This window comes from Candidatus Pelagisphaera phototrophica, from assembly GCF_014529625.1.
Classification (GTDB): Bacteria; Verrucomicrobiota; Verrucomicrobiia; order Opitutales; family Opitutaceae; genus Pelagisphaera; species Pelagisphaera phototrophica.
In genome coordinates, this window is record NZ_CP076039.1 from 75,805 (window position 1) to 90,332 (window position 14,528).

Here is a 14,528-nt window from a genome sequence, read left to right on the forward strand (position 1 = left end):
TGGCGTTCGTTGTGGAACTCGTTGAACGCCTTGGCACCGACGAGTGGGAAGGGGCAGCCCTTTCCGGTTCTCCAACGCTACTTGTGGAAGACCTGCTACTGGGAGTACGCGAGACGGTCGGGCGCGAGTTCCTCGAAGAACTGCGGGAAGAAGTAATTGACGGGGTCGCGCGTCGAGGCGCAGACATTTGCTGGCGGGGAGAGGCCTGAGGCCTGGGGCCCGAGACTCTAGAATTGGGCGTTGGCGACCGCGAGGTCGTCGATCTGCTTGAGCTTCGCGAATTTGAAAAAATCGATGGAGAAGACCGTGAGGTGGAACTTTGCTGTCTGGCTGAAGGAGACGATGTTGAACGGGATGCCGATGGACTGGAACGGCTATACTGAGCCGAGCGGGAAACCGAAGGGCTTCGGGGTGATGGGGAACTGGAACTGCGGCTTGAGCGAGAGGATACCGATGGTGTTGAGCGGCTCGAATGGGCCGCACTGCGTGAAGAGCTAGAACGAGATTGGCTCGAAACAGAGGCTGAACGTCGAGGAGCGGACGCAGTGGATTTGCTTTGCTTTGACGGCGTCTGAGCAGTCGAGTTTGAACTCGACAACCTCGAGCGACTGTTGCTCTGACCAAAAACTGCAGGTTGGTGGAAAACCGAAAACGTCATTAATGCAGTCGCCAGACAAACGTCTAAAAGTATCCGTTTTGTTAGGGCATTATTGGGTATTCTCATCTTTGGGTCACTCCTTTCTGTCTGCATTAGGGATCACACAATTTATTAGAAACCAACGGCTTACGCTACTCAGACAAGTGCTTTTTCACCTATTAGACGAAAGAAAAATGGCGTTTATTCACCAAAATCTGCCAAACCGAAATGTGGATAAGTCACTCCGCTCGTAGCCGTCTAATTTCACCTCGCGGTAGAATCATCCCATCAATTTTCCAATTAGAATCTCTGATGCCGAAAATCCCTCTAACGGCAGTACCTTAGGTAGGCGACTCTACGAAAACCGCCTTGCACCAATTTTTCTACCCGCCGTTTTCTATATCTCTAATCGTTTGCCGCCAGTCGCGAGAGAACGATAGAGCGCATCAATCACTTTCATATCCCTCAGTCCTTCTTCTCCCGAGACAATCGAAGGAATCCCTTCTCGAACGCTGCGAGCGAAGCCATCCATTTGCCGTTCCTGCTGATTGACCGTCTGAACCTCGAGCGTCCTAACAGAATCCTGTCCCTTGAAGACCTGTCCTTTAATTCCCGTGTACTTGGTAGCAGGTTCCAAAAGAGCCGATCCTCGGGCATAACTTACATACAAGCGGTTGGCCCTTAGATTATAGGACGTCGTCGAATTCGAATAAGCGCCGCCTGGGAACTCCATTTGCCAAGTAACGGTCTCATCCACCTCCTTGAATTTTTCCCAGTCCGTCTTGGTCTCCTGAGCTCGAATCGCAATCGGTTCTTCGCCGGTTGCGTAACGGGCTGCCTGGATACAGTAGATTCCCATATCCATAACCGCACCACCACCAGCTAACTCGCGATTCAAGCGCCAAGCGTCGAGATTATTGCCCATTGCGAACGCGGCTTCGGACTGCACGTATTTGATAGGGCCATACGGCTGTTCTTCGGCCAGTTTCATAATTTCAATCGTATTCGGATCGAAGTGGAGGCGATAGCCAATTGACAACATCACTCGGTTTGCCTTGCAGGCGTCGATCATAGTCTGTCCCTCGGCTGCGTTTAATGCCATCGGCTTTTCGCAGATCACGTGCTTCCCCGCTTTCGCCGCTCGAATGGTGTACTCCGCATGCATGGAGTTCGGGAGCACGATATAAACAATATCAATATCATCATTCGAGGCGATTGAATCGAAATTTTCGTAGTTATATATGTTCGCTTTCTTGATCCCGTATTTGGATCTCCAAACGGACTCCTTCTCCTTCGTGCCCGTGACAATTCCCGACAAATAGCAATCCGTTGCCGACTCGAGAGCGGGTGCTAATTGTTTGGTCGCATAGTTTCCCAATCCCACGAGGGCGATCCCGAGCTTGCGAGGCGTTTTCGGCACCGCCGCAACGGCTAGGTCTGGCAACGCGTTCGCAATTGAGAACGCACCGAGTCCCACGGATAGGTTTTTAAGAAAGGAACGACGGGAATTTTGAGGCATATTGAATATCTATTCTAGGATTGCAGAGACGCTTTTTTCTGAATCACACATTGGTGTGAAACAGAAGCTTTCCCACGACCTAATAGGAACAAAACAGGATCAGTTATTCAACAACAGTCTCAATCCCAACCCTCACTACATGCAATCCAACCGACTTGAGGGACGTTTTAATCACGAGGACTTAATTACACTCTTGCCAATATTGGGAGGCCAATCTAACCTTTCTATCCTATTCGAGAATCATCGAGCACCCTAAATCAAGGAGTTTGCATATGAAAAAGTTATTGATATTGATCGCGAGCATTGCGTTCTCGCTCCCGCTTCTAGCGGAGGATAAAGAAGTCACCCTAGAAGGCACAGGCCTTTGTGCCAAGTGTTCCTTGGGCGAAGCCAAAAAGTGCACCAACGCGCTCCAGGTAAAAGGAAAAGACGGCAAGGTGAAGACCTACCTCCTGACTAAGAATTTAGAGCACGGCGCCTACTTCTGTCAGGGCAAAACCGAAAATTTGCTAGTGACAGGGGTCGTCAAAAAGGAAGACGGTAAGCTCCTGATTGTTCCGACTGCGGTTAAGGAAAAAGAAAGCTGATTCGACTTCCAGCCTAATCATTTTGATCCCGTTCTTCCGGAGAAGAGCGGGATTTTTTTAAATTTAGAGAACGCTCAACTAGGAAATCGCCCGAGGTAGCACTTCATCGTGTAGGAACTGGCACTCATCGAGCAACAACTTTAGTCGCTCAGGAAAAGGTTCTGATTTCGGTTGGTAGGGAGTGAAACCGGTAGGACAGCTCAGGGAGGAAGCATGCGAAGGAAAAACATAGTTACGATAGATAAACGCGGGAACACTGGTTATTCATTCGTTTATCTATCAATTGGACCCAAAAATCCAGAATGAGTAAAATTTGAATCGCCCCGAGGCGCCGAAACTACCGTTTTGACAAGCCCTCCTCTGAAAAACACGGTTAACCCTACCACGATCATCACATGAGCAACCTGGTCCCAAACAACAACGACTATTCGGAAAACTATAGTGAAGAAGGGCTTAAGGAAAAGATTGCCAAATTCGCCAAAACCGCTGGGCGCGAAGTCGTTGAAAAAGCTCTAATCCTTTTCTTTGCCGCTTCAGATCCGGATACTCCCAAAAAGTCAAAAGCGATCATCTTTTCCGCTTTAGGATATTTCATTCTGCCGCTGGACGCGATCCCAGACATTACGCCGATTCTCGGATTTACTGACGACCTGGGCGCTATCGCTCTAGCCCTAGCGACGGTAGCTGCCCATATCAAACCCGAACACAGAGAAAGGGCGAAACAGAAAGCGCTAAAATGGTTCGGTGAGGATTGAGCCGGCTATGTCACTTCCATTCCATCGTCACAGGACAATGGTCCGAGCCAAGAACCTCCGGGAGGATTTCTGCGGCTTTAAGTCGAGATCGCAGCAGCTGCGAGATGATGAAATAGTCGATACGCCACCCAACATTTCGGGCTCGAGAGTTCGCCCGAAAACTCCACCACGAATAGTGCCCCTTGCCCTGCTTAAACTCGCGAAAGGTATCAATGAAACCAGAGTCGACAATTGCATCGAAGTCTGCTCGCTCCTCCTCCGTGAATCCCGCGTTTTTCCGATTCGTCTTTGGGTTGGCCAGATCGTCTTCTGAATGCGCAACATTCAGGTCCCCGCAAAATACGACTGGCTTCAATTTCTCCAGCGACTTCATCCGAGCGAGAAAGGCTTCATTCCATTCCCTCCGGTAGGGCAAGCGCTTCAACTCGTTCTGCGAATTGGGCGTATACACATTGGTTAGAAAAAAATCATCGTACTCAAGAGTGACTACGCGACCCTCACTATCGTGTTCTTTCAGCCCAAGGCCATAGCTAACGGACAATGGCTCATGGGGAGTGATGATAGCCGTCCCCGAATACCCCTTCTTCTCCGCTTCATTCGCAAAAACATGTAGTCCAATTCGCCAACCAATATTCTCTACAATTTCGCTTGTTGCCTTGGTCTCCTGCAGACAAATGAAGTCTGCCCCACAGGAGTCGAAAAACGTCATAGCCCCCTTTTTTACTGCCGCACGAACCCCATTCACGTTCCAGGATATAAATTTCATTCGGTCGGTGATAGGTTTGAATTGGTAGCAAGCAAACGTTTAGTTACGTCTATTATCGGAAAGCATGACTAACTGAGTCCTCGACATGAGTCCCGGCCCTTCTAAAGTCGCCCCCAATTTAAATGATTTCCGAAGAACAGATTCCACTGGGCAACCGTATCCCAGACAGACTCCATTCCGTGTCTGTTAGTCTGCCTACAATGGAAGATGTGATTGGCTACGAGGAGCGCGACCCTTCGATACTCGCTCGTATGAACTCGGGGTACCCACGCTTTGTGAAGCACGAATGCCTACGCCATATCGAGAGTTTCTGGCAGGAGTTCTTCGACAAGCCAAACGAGCCGATTTGGCTAACGGCATCCGAAGAAATCGCCCACCTACTGGAGTTCCATCTTGATTGCCCCGAATCCAAATTCCTCAAGCATCAAGGAGTATCAGGTGTCAGAATACCGCATGGCGAAGCAATGAATCGCGAAGCCAAACTCTTTCTTCAACATATTGGTGGCTACCTTTGTTCTAGAAAAGCGGAGGACTATCTCTTCGCCAATAAACTGCAAAAAAGCGTGCAACTGGAATCGCTCTTCGAAGGAGATGCTGAAGCGAAAATTATCAGCGTACTTCAGCCGCTTTTAGGAGGTGAAGCCTCAAAAGCGATTCTCCTAGCGAGCTCTGGCATGAACGCGATATACGCGACATTTCAAGCCGTCAACCAAATCCAAGCCCCCAAAGGTCGGCATTCCTGGATCAGACTTGGCTGGCTATATGCCGATACGATGCACATCCTTGACAAGCTTTCGCACGGAGGCGGCTCCAACAAGGATTTGCACGACGTCTTCGATCTCGAACAGCTTGAAACACTTCTCGCCAAGAACCCTGACTCCTTTGCAGGAATAATTACCGAAACGCCAACCAATCCTTTGATACAATCCATTGATATTGAGCGTATTCGAGAATTGGCCACAACCCATGGCGTCTATCTTGTATTGGACCCCACTGTGCTTTCTCCAGCTAACGTCGATGTTTCACCCTACGCGGATATCATCGTAAACAGCCTTACCAAGTACGCCGCCAACGAAGGAGATGTCATCATGGGAGCCGTATCTGTAATGAACCATTGCCCAGATAATAAGTCTATCTGCGATAGCGTTGCGAAGTTTGTAAACTACCCGTATGAGCGAAATCAGCAACGCCTCGCTCAGCAGATTGACGGATACCTCCCTCACTTGGAATGGGTCAACGAGTCTACGATGCAAGTCGTCGAGTACTTGAATCGCCATCCAAAAGTCAGTCGTGTTCACTGGGCAAATGAGCCAAGGTCCCAATCGAATTTCCAGAAAATCGCTCGCAGCGAAAATTCAATCGGAGGAATGATTTCCTTTGAGTTAGAATCAGATCTCGCCCGCTTCTACGATCGCCTCACTATTTGCAAGGGTCCCAGCTTTGGCATGAGACACTCCTTAGCATGTCCCTTTATGTACCTAGCTCATTACGAGCTTGTATCCACTAGAAAAGGTCGGGAACAACTCGCCCAAGCCGGAATCAATCCGGAGCTGATTCGATTTAGCGTGGGGACTGAACCCGTTGCAGCCATTATCGACAGCCTCCGCTTTGCGCTTTCCTGAATTCGCTTTCAACTCATCCCGCGATTCGATTCGATCACTAGGATTTGTTCCCGTCCCCCTTTCTGAGTAGCGTGTGATGTTAGAGGATTCAATATTGAGTTGTAATAAGACCACGCTTCGCTACACCCAGCCAGCATGTCCCGAAATGGCAGACCTGACACTGGCGAAATCCACTATGACCTACCGTCACCGTACGTGCCTCACGCTTGCGGCCTACTTCACTTACCCCGATTTATAGCCAAAGCGAAACGTCACGTAAAAGACGAGCTCGGCAGATCCTACCAACGAAACTATAAAAAGGGCTTCGATCGGTTTATCTGCCTACATCTCGGTATCGACCCAGACACCGTTGAAGAAATCGTAAGAGAAAGCTCCAGCGACGAGGAAATCGACAATCGTCTCGCTGGGATTTTTCCTTCGGATCTTCGCGTCGAGAAGTGGAATAGAGAGTTGGTCCAAAAAGGGATGAGCGAAATGGGTCGCGAGGCGCTTACAAGCGCGAAGCGAAAAATGGGCATCGATGATCGTACCGACCTGATCAGCTTCGCCGACATGATCGAATTTGACGAAGAGCGAATTCAGTGAGTAATCCGAACCTTTCCCTTAGAGGCTTTCTATGAGCGACTCTTCAAATCGAGATCCAATCATTTGCACCAGCAACTCAGCCCAGCTTAGAGGGTGCCATGAGATTTCGTTTCCTTCCAGCAGTCCCGACTGCCCCGACCTGCCCTTAATCGTAGCTTATACTTTACCGAGCGGCGCTATCAAATCGACGCGAGGCTTTTTGACAGGCGACGGCTTAATGAAAGCGCGTTGCTACATTAACGAAGAGGGGGTGTGGTCTTGGGAGGCAAAAAACATGGAAGGCCGATGCATCAAAACAGGGGCTTTCCACGCGAGTCCATCTCCACTGCCAGGGAAATTGACGATCTCTAAAAAAGACCCAAGACAGTTTCAATACGACAGTGGGAAGTGGTATTTAAACTTTTGCGACACTGCCTTCCGGTTGTTTGCGAATGAGGAGAATCGCTGGAAACCCTATATTGATCAGGCCGCCCAAGCGGGTTTCAATCGAATTCGATCGTGGCTCGCCCCATCCCCAGATTACCTTTTTCAGCCGGATCGAAAACGACTCAACCTCGAAGTCTGGGACGAGATCGACCTACGGCTCAACTACGCGCTTCAGAGGCATCCGGAAATTCAATTTGAGATTATTCTCTACGGGCCAGAATTCGAGGAGTTGAAACGACTCGAAGAGGGAGAACCCAGCGCCCATTCCGCCCTGCGATACGCGATTGAACGATTTGCGGCCCTGCCGAACGTCCATTGGTCGATCGCAAACGACCTAACTGGGGAAGATCCTGCTTGGGAGGACGCCCTCGTCATGGTCGGAGAAATCCTAGCAGGAAATGACCCATGGTATTCCCTCATCACATCATGCGGAAAGAGATTCGATCCCCCCACCTTGACTTCCAAAAAATGGATTTCCTTTCTGTCTATCTTCTCCCTCGGTCAAATAACAGGTGAAAAGTCCTTAGTAGCCAGGGCAACTGAAAGGAAACCCGTTGCGCTGGCTCAAGATCGCGGAGAACAGGAATACCCGCCCCGATTTCCTCGGTACTATTTTCGCCGGCTGTTTTGGGGAACGATCCTATCGGGTGCCCTACCATCATACTCTGGCTTAATTTCCTCGGAGCCCTTCGACCGCAATCAGCGAGGCATAGATGGGTATTACGATGCCTGCAATTCCGGCCGCCTCCGATTCGGAGCCCATGACATCCTTCAGGTAAAGAAGTTTTTTAATGACACTAAAATCAGCCTAGAAAACTGGATTCCCAACGATGCGATCACCGGAAGCAACCCGCTGCTGGCGAAGTCCATCTTGTCCAGTAACCATACCGAATGTATCGCCTACATCGCGAATCCAGAATCATTAGCGGAACACAATCCAGACGGCTATTACGGCATTCCTTCAGACGAATCGACCGACTCCAGTGAAACCTTCACGACCGCAACTCTCGAACTACCCTTTTCCAGCGGAGTAATCAAATGGTACAACCCCATGACGGGCCTCTGGAAGGGGGAGGCAGAAATAACGAAAAACTCTACGACGCTTCTAACTCCAGCACCGGGCGACTGGGTCGTCTGGGCCAAGCGTGGTTGAAGGCTTGGACTCCGCTGCTTAGCAAACTCTATCAGGATCTGGGTCATTCACTATGAACAAGATTGCAATCCTGCAAGTGATCGTGCAACGACTGGAGTCCGATCTCGAACAAGCTACCGATGCCGCCATCGAGTCGGCTGAATCCGCAACTCACGAAGAGTCGAGGGCGGAAGGAAAATATGATACTCGAGGATTGGAAACAACCTACTTGGCAAGCGGTCAAGCGCGTCATGCCGTCGAATTACGGGAGAGCCTAGCCGCTGTAAAAAACTTTAGTCTGCCCGACTTCACCCAATCCTCTCCTATTGCGCTCGGGGCCCTCGTAACTTTGCTATCTTCGCAAGGCCGGGAAATCTTCTTTCTCGCTCCTGGAATGGGAGGTATGGAAATTCCTTGTGATGACAATTCAACGATAACCGTCATTTCATCAAGGTCTCCCATTGGAAATGAGTTGTTAGGAAAAAGTGTTGGCAACCGCATTCAAGCAGGCGGCGGCAAAACCATCATCCGCATCTCTTGAATCGATGCACAAAAAATCAGGGAATCACCAAGAACATACCCGGCTGCAATTGCCTTTCACTTGGCAAAACCGAGCTATTTGCCTCTAGGATCTCCATCCAGCGACCTCCATTCCCATATACCTCGCTACTGATTTTATAAAGGCTGTCCCCTTCCTTCACAACGTAAGTCCGAGTACCCGCAACGGGCGGATTTCCCGGCCGGGCAGGTAGCTGGCGATTGGATGCCACGGACTCGATGCGTTCGGGTTCCTGCCTAGTCTGCGGCATTTTAAGGGTGCTATTTCTCGTTTCAGCCAACCGGCTTTTTAGGGTCTCGTTTTCGCGCCGAAGCTGTTCTATCGTATCCAATAGTTTCAGACGGTAATTTTTCGCGTCTTCCGTAGTGAGCAGATCCTTTTTCGCCGTCTTAATCAGGTCCTCTACCCGAGCCATTCCTGCGCTGCGTTCCGACGAGTCCGGATCGCGGCTTTTAATAACTAGATAATGCTTAAAATGATAGATGGCGGAATACTGGTCATCCATGTGATCCAGATGAATCAATCCTGCCTCCAGATGGGACTCGGGGGCGTTACCGGATCTTTTCGATATAATCTTGGTAAATTGCGAGAGCGCCTCGTTGTAGAGGTTGCGGGAAAGGAGGTCCTTCGCTCTACGATACACGGGATCCTCCGTCTCACTAAGGACATCGAGAGACATCCGATCGGAACAGCCCGCAATCACGAACGTCCCAATAAGAGCGAAAATAAGTTTTGATGCGTAGGATCTTCTTATCATGATCGGAAATGCTCTTATACTATGAGACCACCTCTTCTTGACTTTCCAAGTCTGAAATCAGCTAAACGCATTCTCTCTCCCTAATCAATGGATACTGAAGAAATAATTGCTAAAGGCCGGCGTTGCATTAATATTGAGGCCGAGGCTCTGGCGAAAACTAGCGCTCAACTTGACTCAGCGTTCGCTCAAGTCGCAGCGACTGTGATCGATTCCCTTAGTGATGGGCAAAAGCTCATTTTTTCCGGAATCGGGAAGAGTGCCCATATTGCCCGAAAACTGGTCGGAACATTCAACAGCATTGGCGCGCCCTCCACATTTCTAGATCCTGTAAACGCTCTCCACGGCGATATGGGCTTGTGCCGCAAAGGGGACGCTCTTTTTGCGTTTAGCAACAGCGGCGAGACCGAAGAGCTCCTTCGACTCGTACCTATTCTCAAACGATTCGAAGTCCGAACGGTTGCCGTGACTTCTATGTCGGACGCCTCCCTCTCGAAGCTTTGCGACCAGCGCTTGATCTACTGCGCAGACAAGGAGGCCTGTCCGCTGGATCTTGCTCCCACTGCGAGCTCAACCGCATCTATGGCTATCGGAGACGCCCTCGCCATGGTGATTTTAGAATGGCGAGCCTTCAGTCGAGAGGATTTCGTGCAGTTTCATCCCGGGGGAAGCATCGGCAAATCTCTGGCCGCAAGCGTTGATTCAATCATGCGTCCGACTGGGCAATTCGCGATTTCAAGCGACGAGGCGACCTGCAAGGAATGTCTCCAGCATATGACAAATCCCAACAGCGGATGCATCGCCCTTACAGACGAGAACGGCAAGCTGAGTGGGATCTTCACCGACGGAGACATTCGAAGGCTCGTTCTCGAGGATGCCGACTTCCTAGGGAAATCAGTATCCAGTTTCATGACACAAGCTCCGATTACTATCAACTCTGGTTCGCTGGCCGTTGAGGCCCTGCGGATCTTCGAAAATCGGAAGATTGACGACCTAATTGTCGTTGACGCAGATTTCAAACCCATCGGAGTCATCGACGGACAGGATTTGACAAAGGTAAAGATGGTCTGAAAGCAGACCTCAAAAGAGCCTAATTCCGCCGGATCTCTCCTTAAAATGTTTAACCTCTGCGACATAACGGCTGAGGCTAAGCTTTGAACGAGGCGATTTTTGTTTCGGAATTTTTCAAAACGCAGTCATATTTAGACTAAAGCCGAGCCTGGCTGAGGTACGAAGAGAAACTGAAAACGACGATCGACATGAGCCAAGCTTCCCAAACGCCGATTCTAGGTGAGTCAAAGCTGCTTTCCGGGCTGTTTCAAATGCTCGACCCCCACTTGTCGACTCTCGACTCGTTTCTCTTGCGGCAAGTCAGCAGTTTCGAGGAGGAAATTCGGGAATACGTAGAATATTGCATCGACACAGGTGGTAAACGTATTCGGCCGTCCCTAATTTTCTTTAGCGGATGGCAAGGGGAAGGCGTTGTTGATCAGAGACTAGTGAAACTTGCTGCGGTTATTGAAACTATCCACCTTGCGACCCTCGTGCACGACGATATTATGGATGAGGCTGACATTCGCCGCAGCCGTCTCACCGTCGCGAAAAAAGATGGAAACGCCACGGCTGTGCTCCTCGGAGATGCCCTTTTCTCGCACGCAGTATACCTTGCAACCCAATTTCCAACTTCAGAAGTCAGTGAGAAGGTGGCCATCGCCATGCGAAACGTCTGTACGGGGGAAATCCTCCAAACAATGCAAAGAGGCGATCCTGATATTGATCTAGCTACTTATCGAAGGGTCATAGATCTAAAAACCGCAGAACTCTTCAGCGTTGCCTGCTTTCTCGGAGCTCGTCTGGCCGAAAGAGATCAACCTTATGTCGAGGCTGCCGGGAATTTTGGACGGCACTTAGGGATCGCCTATCAGATATACGATGACCTTACCGACCTGATAGGATCAGAAGAGAAAATCGGAAAAACGCTGGGCACTGATATCGCAACCGGCAAGGCGACACTTCCTGTCATCTTGCTCCGCGATCGCCTTCCGCCAGCAGAAGCCACCCTGCTGAGGGACACGCTGGCAGGTAAAAACGAGGCCGACATCTCAATGTGGCAATCCAAGCTTGCCGAATTAGGTGTAATAGACATCGTTCGAAAAGCCATTTTCCGCGAAGTTCAGCTCGCCCGGGGAGCAATTACTTCCTATGCCGGTAACGAAGATGCGGATCTTCTGTACACGATTACCGAACTCTTATGGAACCAGGTAGAAGCCCTCCAGTCAAATCGGACAAGATCCTAATGCTAGGATGGAGACTTCGCCTATTTTCGCTATTTTTAACGAAGGAACCTAGACATTTGACCTGTAATAGTTAGCTTTTTATCAAACGCACCCCAATGAGTGTAACCAAAACCATCACTAAGCCGCTCGTTTCTTCGCCTGCGCGGCGATTGGAAGCAGATGAGGATCTCGTTATCGTACGAAAGATCCAGGCCGGTGACGTAGACGCATTCGACTCATTGATTTTCAAGTACCGAGAACGGGTTTACTCGGTGATCTACAATTTGACATCCAATCGGGAGGATGCCTCTGACCTTACCCAAGAGACTTTTATCAAAGCGTTTCAATCGATCAACCGCTTCAAGGGGAAATCTAGTTTTTTCACTTGGCTCTACCGAATCGCGTTAAACACTTCGCTCACCCACCTCCGAAAAAACAAGCTGCGACGCTTTTTCAGCTTCGAAAAAATGGTCGAGGAGGATCATACGGAAGGATTCATTGAAAATTTGAAGACTGAGTCCGACTCGGACAAAGCAGCCTTGATGACCGAACTCCAGGAAAGGCTGAACGACGCTTTCCAAAAATTGTCGGTCAAACACAGAACCGTGATCACCCTGTTTGAGATTGACGGCCTGAGTCACAAGGAAATCGCTGACATCGTTGGGACGTCCATTGGCACTGTTAGATCCCGTCTCCACTACGCTAAACAATTCCTTCAAGGCGAGTTGGAGGACTACATTCGTTGAATTTCTCTAAGCCTAAAATGCTCTTTAAGAAAACATTCTCCCCAAAAGAAGACGAACGCCTTAGTCATCTGATACAGCTGAAGCGCCAGGAGAAGCCCGACGAAGCGTTTTGGTTCAAGTTTGACGAGGAAATACGAAGCAAGCAACTCGCCGCTCTTGTCCGCACGCAGTCATGGTATGAAAGGGTTGGAAAGCTTTCCATTCTAATTGCTCGGAAGTCCGCAGCAGCTACAGCTACGGCAAGCATATTGGCACTTGGTATCTTTACTGTATCACAAAGCGATTATTTCACAGGAGGACAAACCACGACCAGCCCCACTCAAACGGAGCCAATGCACCCCGAAGCCGACGACGCTTCTGCCATCGATCAGCCTATTTTTGTAGTCAATGATCTCCATCCACAAGCTGAGGCAAACGAAGTTGATTTCTCATACGGGATCAATGCAACTCCCTCCTACGAAATCAACGCTCTGACGAAAAAGTCGATTCCTGTTAACTATCAGATTATCGCTGAACCTAAAAAGTTCACCGCTGGCCACATCAATTCCGGAACCGATTTGGGCGCCAAAGTCATCGGTACTTGGAGCCATTTTTAGCCCATGTTCATTCGGCTACTCAAACGTGCCCCTATGGAGGCACGAGCTTCAGTCGTAATTCTTGCCACCAGCCTGCTTGTAAGCTCTCAGGTCGCCTACGGTCAAAGCAGGGGTAGCGTGCTCGATCTGCAGAAAGCGGTCCAGGGAATTTACCAGGATCGCAAAAACGCCGTCGTTCGGGTAAAGGTTGCCACCGAGACCCTCTCTGAGAACAACGAGCCAAAAGTCGTACTTAGAGTGTTTTCCGGTTTCTTTATCAGCGAGAAAGGACAAGTGCTGACAAGCTATCTTCCCACTGACAACGCTACCCGAGTTTGGATTGAAAAGGGTGGCATATCATTTCTCGCGGATATTGTCGGATCAGACGCCCGTACGAATGTGGCTCTCCTGCAGGTGATTAATTTGCCCGATTCCTTCGATTACATCGAACTAATCGAAGACAAGGAAAGCCTCGAAATCGGAGCTCTGGCGTTTTCCGTAACAAGCCCACTCGACTTCAGTCCTACTCCTAAATTTGGGCTCGTCACCGGTTACGAGAGCCACTTTGCTGAAGTAGTCTTTCCCCTGACCTATACTCGCCTCAGCATTTCTATCGGACCTGCCGAGGGTGGATCGCCCGCTTTCGATGCTGATAACGAACTTATCGGTATTGTTATAGCCACTTTACCCGAAGTGGATTCATCATACATAATCCCAACCAAGGCTCTAGCAAGAATTGTCTCTCACCTTACACAGCATCAGAAAGTCAGATACGGCTTACTGCCTATCGAGTTTGAGGAGAAACCAGACACCTACAATATTGGGAAACGCGTCCTGGTTAAGTCCATCGTTCCGGGAAGCCCTGCAGAACGAAGCGGTCTTCAGCCAGGGGATGAAATACTGAACCTCGAGGGATCGCAAATTGCGGATCTAAACGACTTGCGTGACAGTATTTTCTTCAAAGACCCGGGCGATTTCCTCCTTTTCACAATCAAGCGAGACCAGAAGGAACTCGATTTTGCTATTTTGCTCGAGCCTGAAGAGGACCACATCGCAGAAGGCAATACAGTCGGTTCATCAAACAACTAGTCTCTTGCCCAAAATGAAGATCCAGCATACCGAGTTTCATATCGAAACCAACGGCCAAGGAACTTACGAAATTTCCGACAAAGTAAGAAACGCTCTTAGATCATCCGGTCTGGGGAATGGCACCCTTAACGTCTTCTGTCGCCACACCAGCTGTAGCCTTGTCCTAATGGAGAATGCCGATCCTTCCGCCCGCCACGATCTTGAAAACTATCTAAACCGTCTTGTGCCCGACAACAACCCCCACTTTACTCATACATACGAAGGGCCGGACGACATGCCCAGTCATATCAAAACCGCCCTCACCCGGAGTTCAGAGTCAATCCCCTTTGTTAACGGGAGCCTCCTTTTGGGAACCTGGCAAGGACTCTTTCTCTGGGAACACCGCATACAAATGCATACTCGCCATCTGGTCGTTTCCATTGTCGGCGAGTAGCCATTGGGAATATAAGAATCGCGGGCAGAACAATTGCCTCCCCTGTTCCTGAAAATAAAACGGGCCT

Annotated in this window: 17 protein-coding genes; 14 read left to right on the forward strand and 3 right to left on the reverse strand. The window is 49.7% G+C overall.

The features are described from left to right. The first annotated feature begins 11 nt into the window (after positions 1-11). Together GA004_RS00360 and GA004_RS00365 are read left to right on the forward strand one after the other, a co-directional pair. On the forward strand, positions 12-209 hold the full coding sequence (locus tag GA004_RS00360; RefSeq protein WP_283395299.1) for a hypothetical protein: 198 nt from the start codon (positions 12-14) through the stop codon (positions 207-209). A gap of 24 nt (positions 210-233) precedes the next feature. After that, complete coding sequence (locus GA004_RS00365; protein WP_283395300.1) at positions 234-383, forward strand: hypothetical protein; 150 nt, start codon at positions 234-236, stop codon at positions 381-383. A gap of 651 nt (positions 384-1,034) precedes the next feature. Here the strand turns inward: GA004_RS00365 and GA004_RS00370 are convergent. Continuing rightward, a complete protein-coding gene (locus tag GA004_RS00370; RefSeq protein ID WP_283395301.1) occupies positions 1,035-2,156 on the reverse strand; it encodes a Gfo/Idh/MocA family protein in 1,122 nt (373 codons plus the stop codon). A gap of 272 nt (positions 2,157-2,428) precedes the next feature. On the opposite strand from GA004_RS00370, the gene GA004_RS00375 reads away from it, so the two are divergent. Together GA004_RS00375 and GA004_RS00380 are read left to right on the forward strand one after the other, a co-directional pair. Then, positions 2,429-2,743, forward strand: coding sequence for a DUF6370 family protein (locus GA004_RS00375; RefSeq protein ID WP_283395302.1), 315 nt, complete (start codon positions 2,429-2,431; stop codon positions 2,741-2,743). 395 nt (positions 2,744-3,138) lie between these two features. After that, positions 3,139-3,498: a YkvA family protein gene (locus GA004_RS00380; RefSeq protein WP_283395303.1), complete on the forward strand. Its 360-nt coding sequence runs from the start codon at positions 3,139-3,141 to the stop codon at positions 3,496-3,498. Positions 3,499-3,508: 10 nt separating this feature from the next. On the opposite strand, the gene GA004_RS00385 is transcribed toward GA004_RS00380, so the two are convergent. Then, on the reverse strand, positions 3,509-4,264 hold the full coding sequence (locus GA004_RS00385; RefSeq protein ID WP_283395304.1) for an exodeoxyribonuclease III: 756 nt from the start codon (positions 4,262-4,264) through the stop codon (positions 3,509-3,511). Between the two features lie 122 nt (positions 4,265-4,386). On the opposite strand from GA004_RS00385, the gene GA004_RS00390 reads away from it, so the two are divergent. The 4 genes from GA004_RS00390 to GA004_RS00405 all read left to right on the forward strand — a co-directional run bounded on the left by GA004_RS00390 (position 4,387) and on the right by GA004_RS00405 (position 8,570). After that, a complete protein-coding gene (locus GA004_RS00390; RefSeq protein ID WP_283395305.1) occupies positions 4,387-5,886 on the forward strand; it encodes a PLP-dependent transferase in 1,500 nt (499 codons plus the stop codon). 135 nt (positions 5,887-6,021) lie between these two features. After that, positions 6,022-6,471 (forward strand): DUF5069 domain-containing protein, encoded by a 450-nt coding sequence (locus GA004_RS00395; RefSeq protein WP_283395306.1) that lies wholly within the window; start codon positions 6,022-6,024, stop codon positions 6,469-6,471. A gap of 31 nt (positions 6,472-6,502) precedes the next feature. Continuing rightward, complete coding sequence (locus GA004_RS00400) at positions 6,503-8,050, forward strand: apiosidase-like domain-containing protein (protein WP_283395307.1); 1,548 nt, start codon at positions 6,503-6,505, stop codon at positions 8,048-8,050. A gap of 52 nt (positions 8,051-8,102) precedes the next feature. After that, positions 8,103-8,570 carry a hypothetical protein gene (locus GA004_RS00405; RefSeq protein ID WP_283395308.1) on the forward strand — a complete coding sequence of 156 codons (468 nt, stop codon included), beginning with the start codon at positions 8,103-8,105 and terminating at the stop codon, positions 8,568-8,570. 16 nt (positions 8,571-8,586) lie between these two features. Here GA004_RS00405 and GA004_RS00410 read toward each other — a convergent pair whose 3' ends face one another. Continuing rightward, positions 8,587-9,345, reverse strand: coding sequence for a LysM peptidoglycan-binding domain-containing protein (locus tag GA004_RS00410; RefSeq protein WP_283395309.1), 759 nt, complete (start codon positions 9,343-9,345; stop codon positions 8,587-8,589). A gap of 87 nt (positions 9,346-9,432) precedes the next feature. Here GA004_RS00410 and GA004_RS00415 point away from each other — a divergent pair, with 87 nt between their 5' ends. From GA004_RS00415 to GA004_RS00440, 6 genes are all read left to right on the forward strand, one after another. After that, positions 9,433-10,413, forward strand: a complete 981-nt coding sequence (locus tag GA004_RS00415; protein ID WP_283395310.1) for a KpsF/GutQ family sugar-phosphate isomerase — start codon at positions 9,433-9,435, stop codon at positions 10,411-10,413. 188 nt (positions 10,414-10,601) lie between these two features. Then, positions 10,602-11,639 (forward strand): polyprenyl synthetase family protein, encoded by a 1,038-nt coding sequence (locus tag GA004_RS00420; protein ID WP_283395311.1) that lies wholly within the window; start codon positions 10,602-10,604, stop codon positions 11,637-11,639. Between the two features lie 95 nt (positions 11,640-11,734). Next, positions 11,735-12,364 carry a sigma-70 family RNA polymerase sigma factor gene (locus tag GA004_RS00425; RefSeq protein ID WP_283395312.1) on the forward strand — a complete coding sequence of 210 codons (630 nt, stop codon included), beginning with the start codon at positions 11,735-11,737 and terminating at the stop codon, positions 12,362-12,364. A 17-nt stretch (positions 12,365-12,381) separates the two neighbouring features. Then, on the forward strand, positions 12,382-12,960 hold the full coding sequence (locus GA004_RS00430) for a hypothetical protein (RefSeq protein ID WP_283395313.1): 579 nt from the start codon (positions 12,382-12,384) through the stop codon (positions 12,958-12,960). Between the two features lie 3 nt (positions 12,961-12,963). After that, the gene (locus tag GA004_RS00435) at positions 12,964-14,028 is read left to right on the forward strand and encodes a S1C family serine protease (RefSeq protein WP_283395314.1); all 1,065 of its coding nucleotides are present in this window, start codon (positions 12,964-12,966) and stop codon (positions 14,026-14,028) included. 13 nt (positions 14,029-14,041) lie between these two features. Then, positions 14,042-14,461, forward strand: coding sequence for a secondary thiamine-phosphate synthase enzyme YjbQ (locus tag GA004_RS00440; RefSeq protein WP_283395315.1), 420 nt, complete (start codon positions 14,042-14,044; stop codon positions 14,459-14,461). Positions 14,462-14,528 lie beyond the last annotated feature (67 nt).

Excerpts from the sequence above, each read along its gene's own strand:
- GA004_RS00370 (WP_283395301.1), bottom strand. The coding sequence starts at position 2,156 with ATGCCTCAAAATTCCCGTCGTTCCTTTCTTAAAAACCTATCCGTGGGA.
- GA004_RS00375 (WP_283395302.1), top strand. The coding sequence starts at position 2,429 with ATGAAAAAGTTATTGATATTGATCGCGAGCATTGCGTTCTCGCTCCCG.
- GA004_RS00380 (WP_283395303.1), top strand. The coding sequence starts at position 3,139 with ATGAGCAACCTGGTCCCAAACAACAACGACTATTCGGAAAACTATAGT.
- GA004_RS00385 (WP_283395304.1), bottom strand. The coding sequence starts at position 4,264 with ATGAAATTTATATCCTGGAACGTGAATGGGGTTCGTGCGGCAGTAAAA.
- GA004_RS00390 (WP_283395305.1), top strand. The coding sequence starts at position 4,387 with ATGATTTCCGAAGAACAGATTCCACTGGGCAACCGTATCCCAGACAGA.
- GA004_RS00395 (WP_283395306.1), top strand. The coding sequence starts at position 6,022 with ATGTCCCGAAATGGCAGACCTGACACTGGCGAAATCCACTATGACCTA.
- GA004_RS00400 (WP_283395307.1), top strand. The coding sequence starts at position 6,503 with ATGAGCGACTCTTCAAATCGAGATCCAATCATTTGCACCAGCAACTCA.
- GA004_RS00405 (WP_283395308.1), top strand. The coding sequence starts at position 8,103 with ATGAACAAGATTGCAATCCTGCAAGTGATCGTGCAACGACTGGAGTCC.
- GA004_RS00410 (WP_283395309.1), bottom strand. The coding sequence starts at position 9,345 with ATGATAAGAAGATCCTACGCATCAAAACTTATTTTCGCTCTTATTGGG.
- GA004_RS00415 (WP_283395310.1), top strand. The coding sequence starts at position 9,433 with ATGGATACTGAAGAAATAATTGCTAAAGGCCGGCGTTGCATTAATATT.
- GA004_RS00420 (WP_283395311.1), top strand. The coding sequence starts at position 10,602 with ATGAGCCAAGCTTCCCAAACGCCGATTCTAGGTGAGTCAAAGCTGCTT.
- GA004_RS00425 (WP_283395312.1), top strand. The coding sequence starts at position 11,735 with ATGAGTGTAACCAAAACCATCACTAAGCCGCTCGTTTCTTCGCCTGCG.
- GA004_RS00430 (WP_283395313.1), top strand. The coding sequence starts at position 12,382 with ATGCTCTTTAAGAAAACATTCTCCCCAAAAGAAGACGAACGCCTTAGT.
- GA004_RS00435 (WP_283395314.1), top strand. The coding sequence starts at position 12,964 with ATGTTCATTCGGCTACTCAAACGTGCCCCTATGGAGGCACGAGCTTCA.
- GA004_RS00440 (WP_283395315.1), top strand. The coding sequence starts at position 14,042 with ATGAAGATCCAGCATACCGAGTTTCATATCGAAACCAACGGCCAAGGA.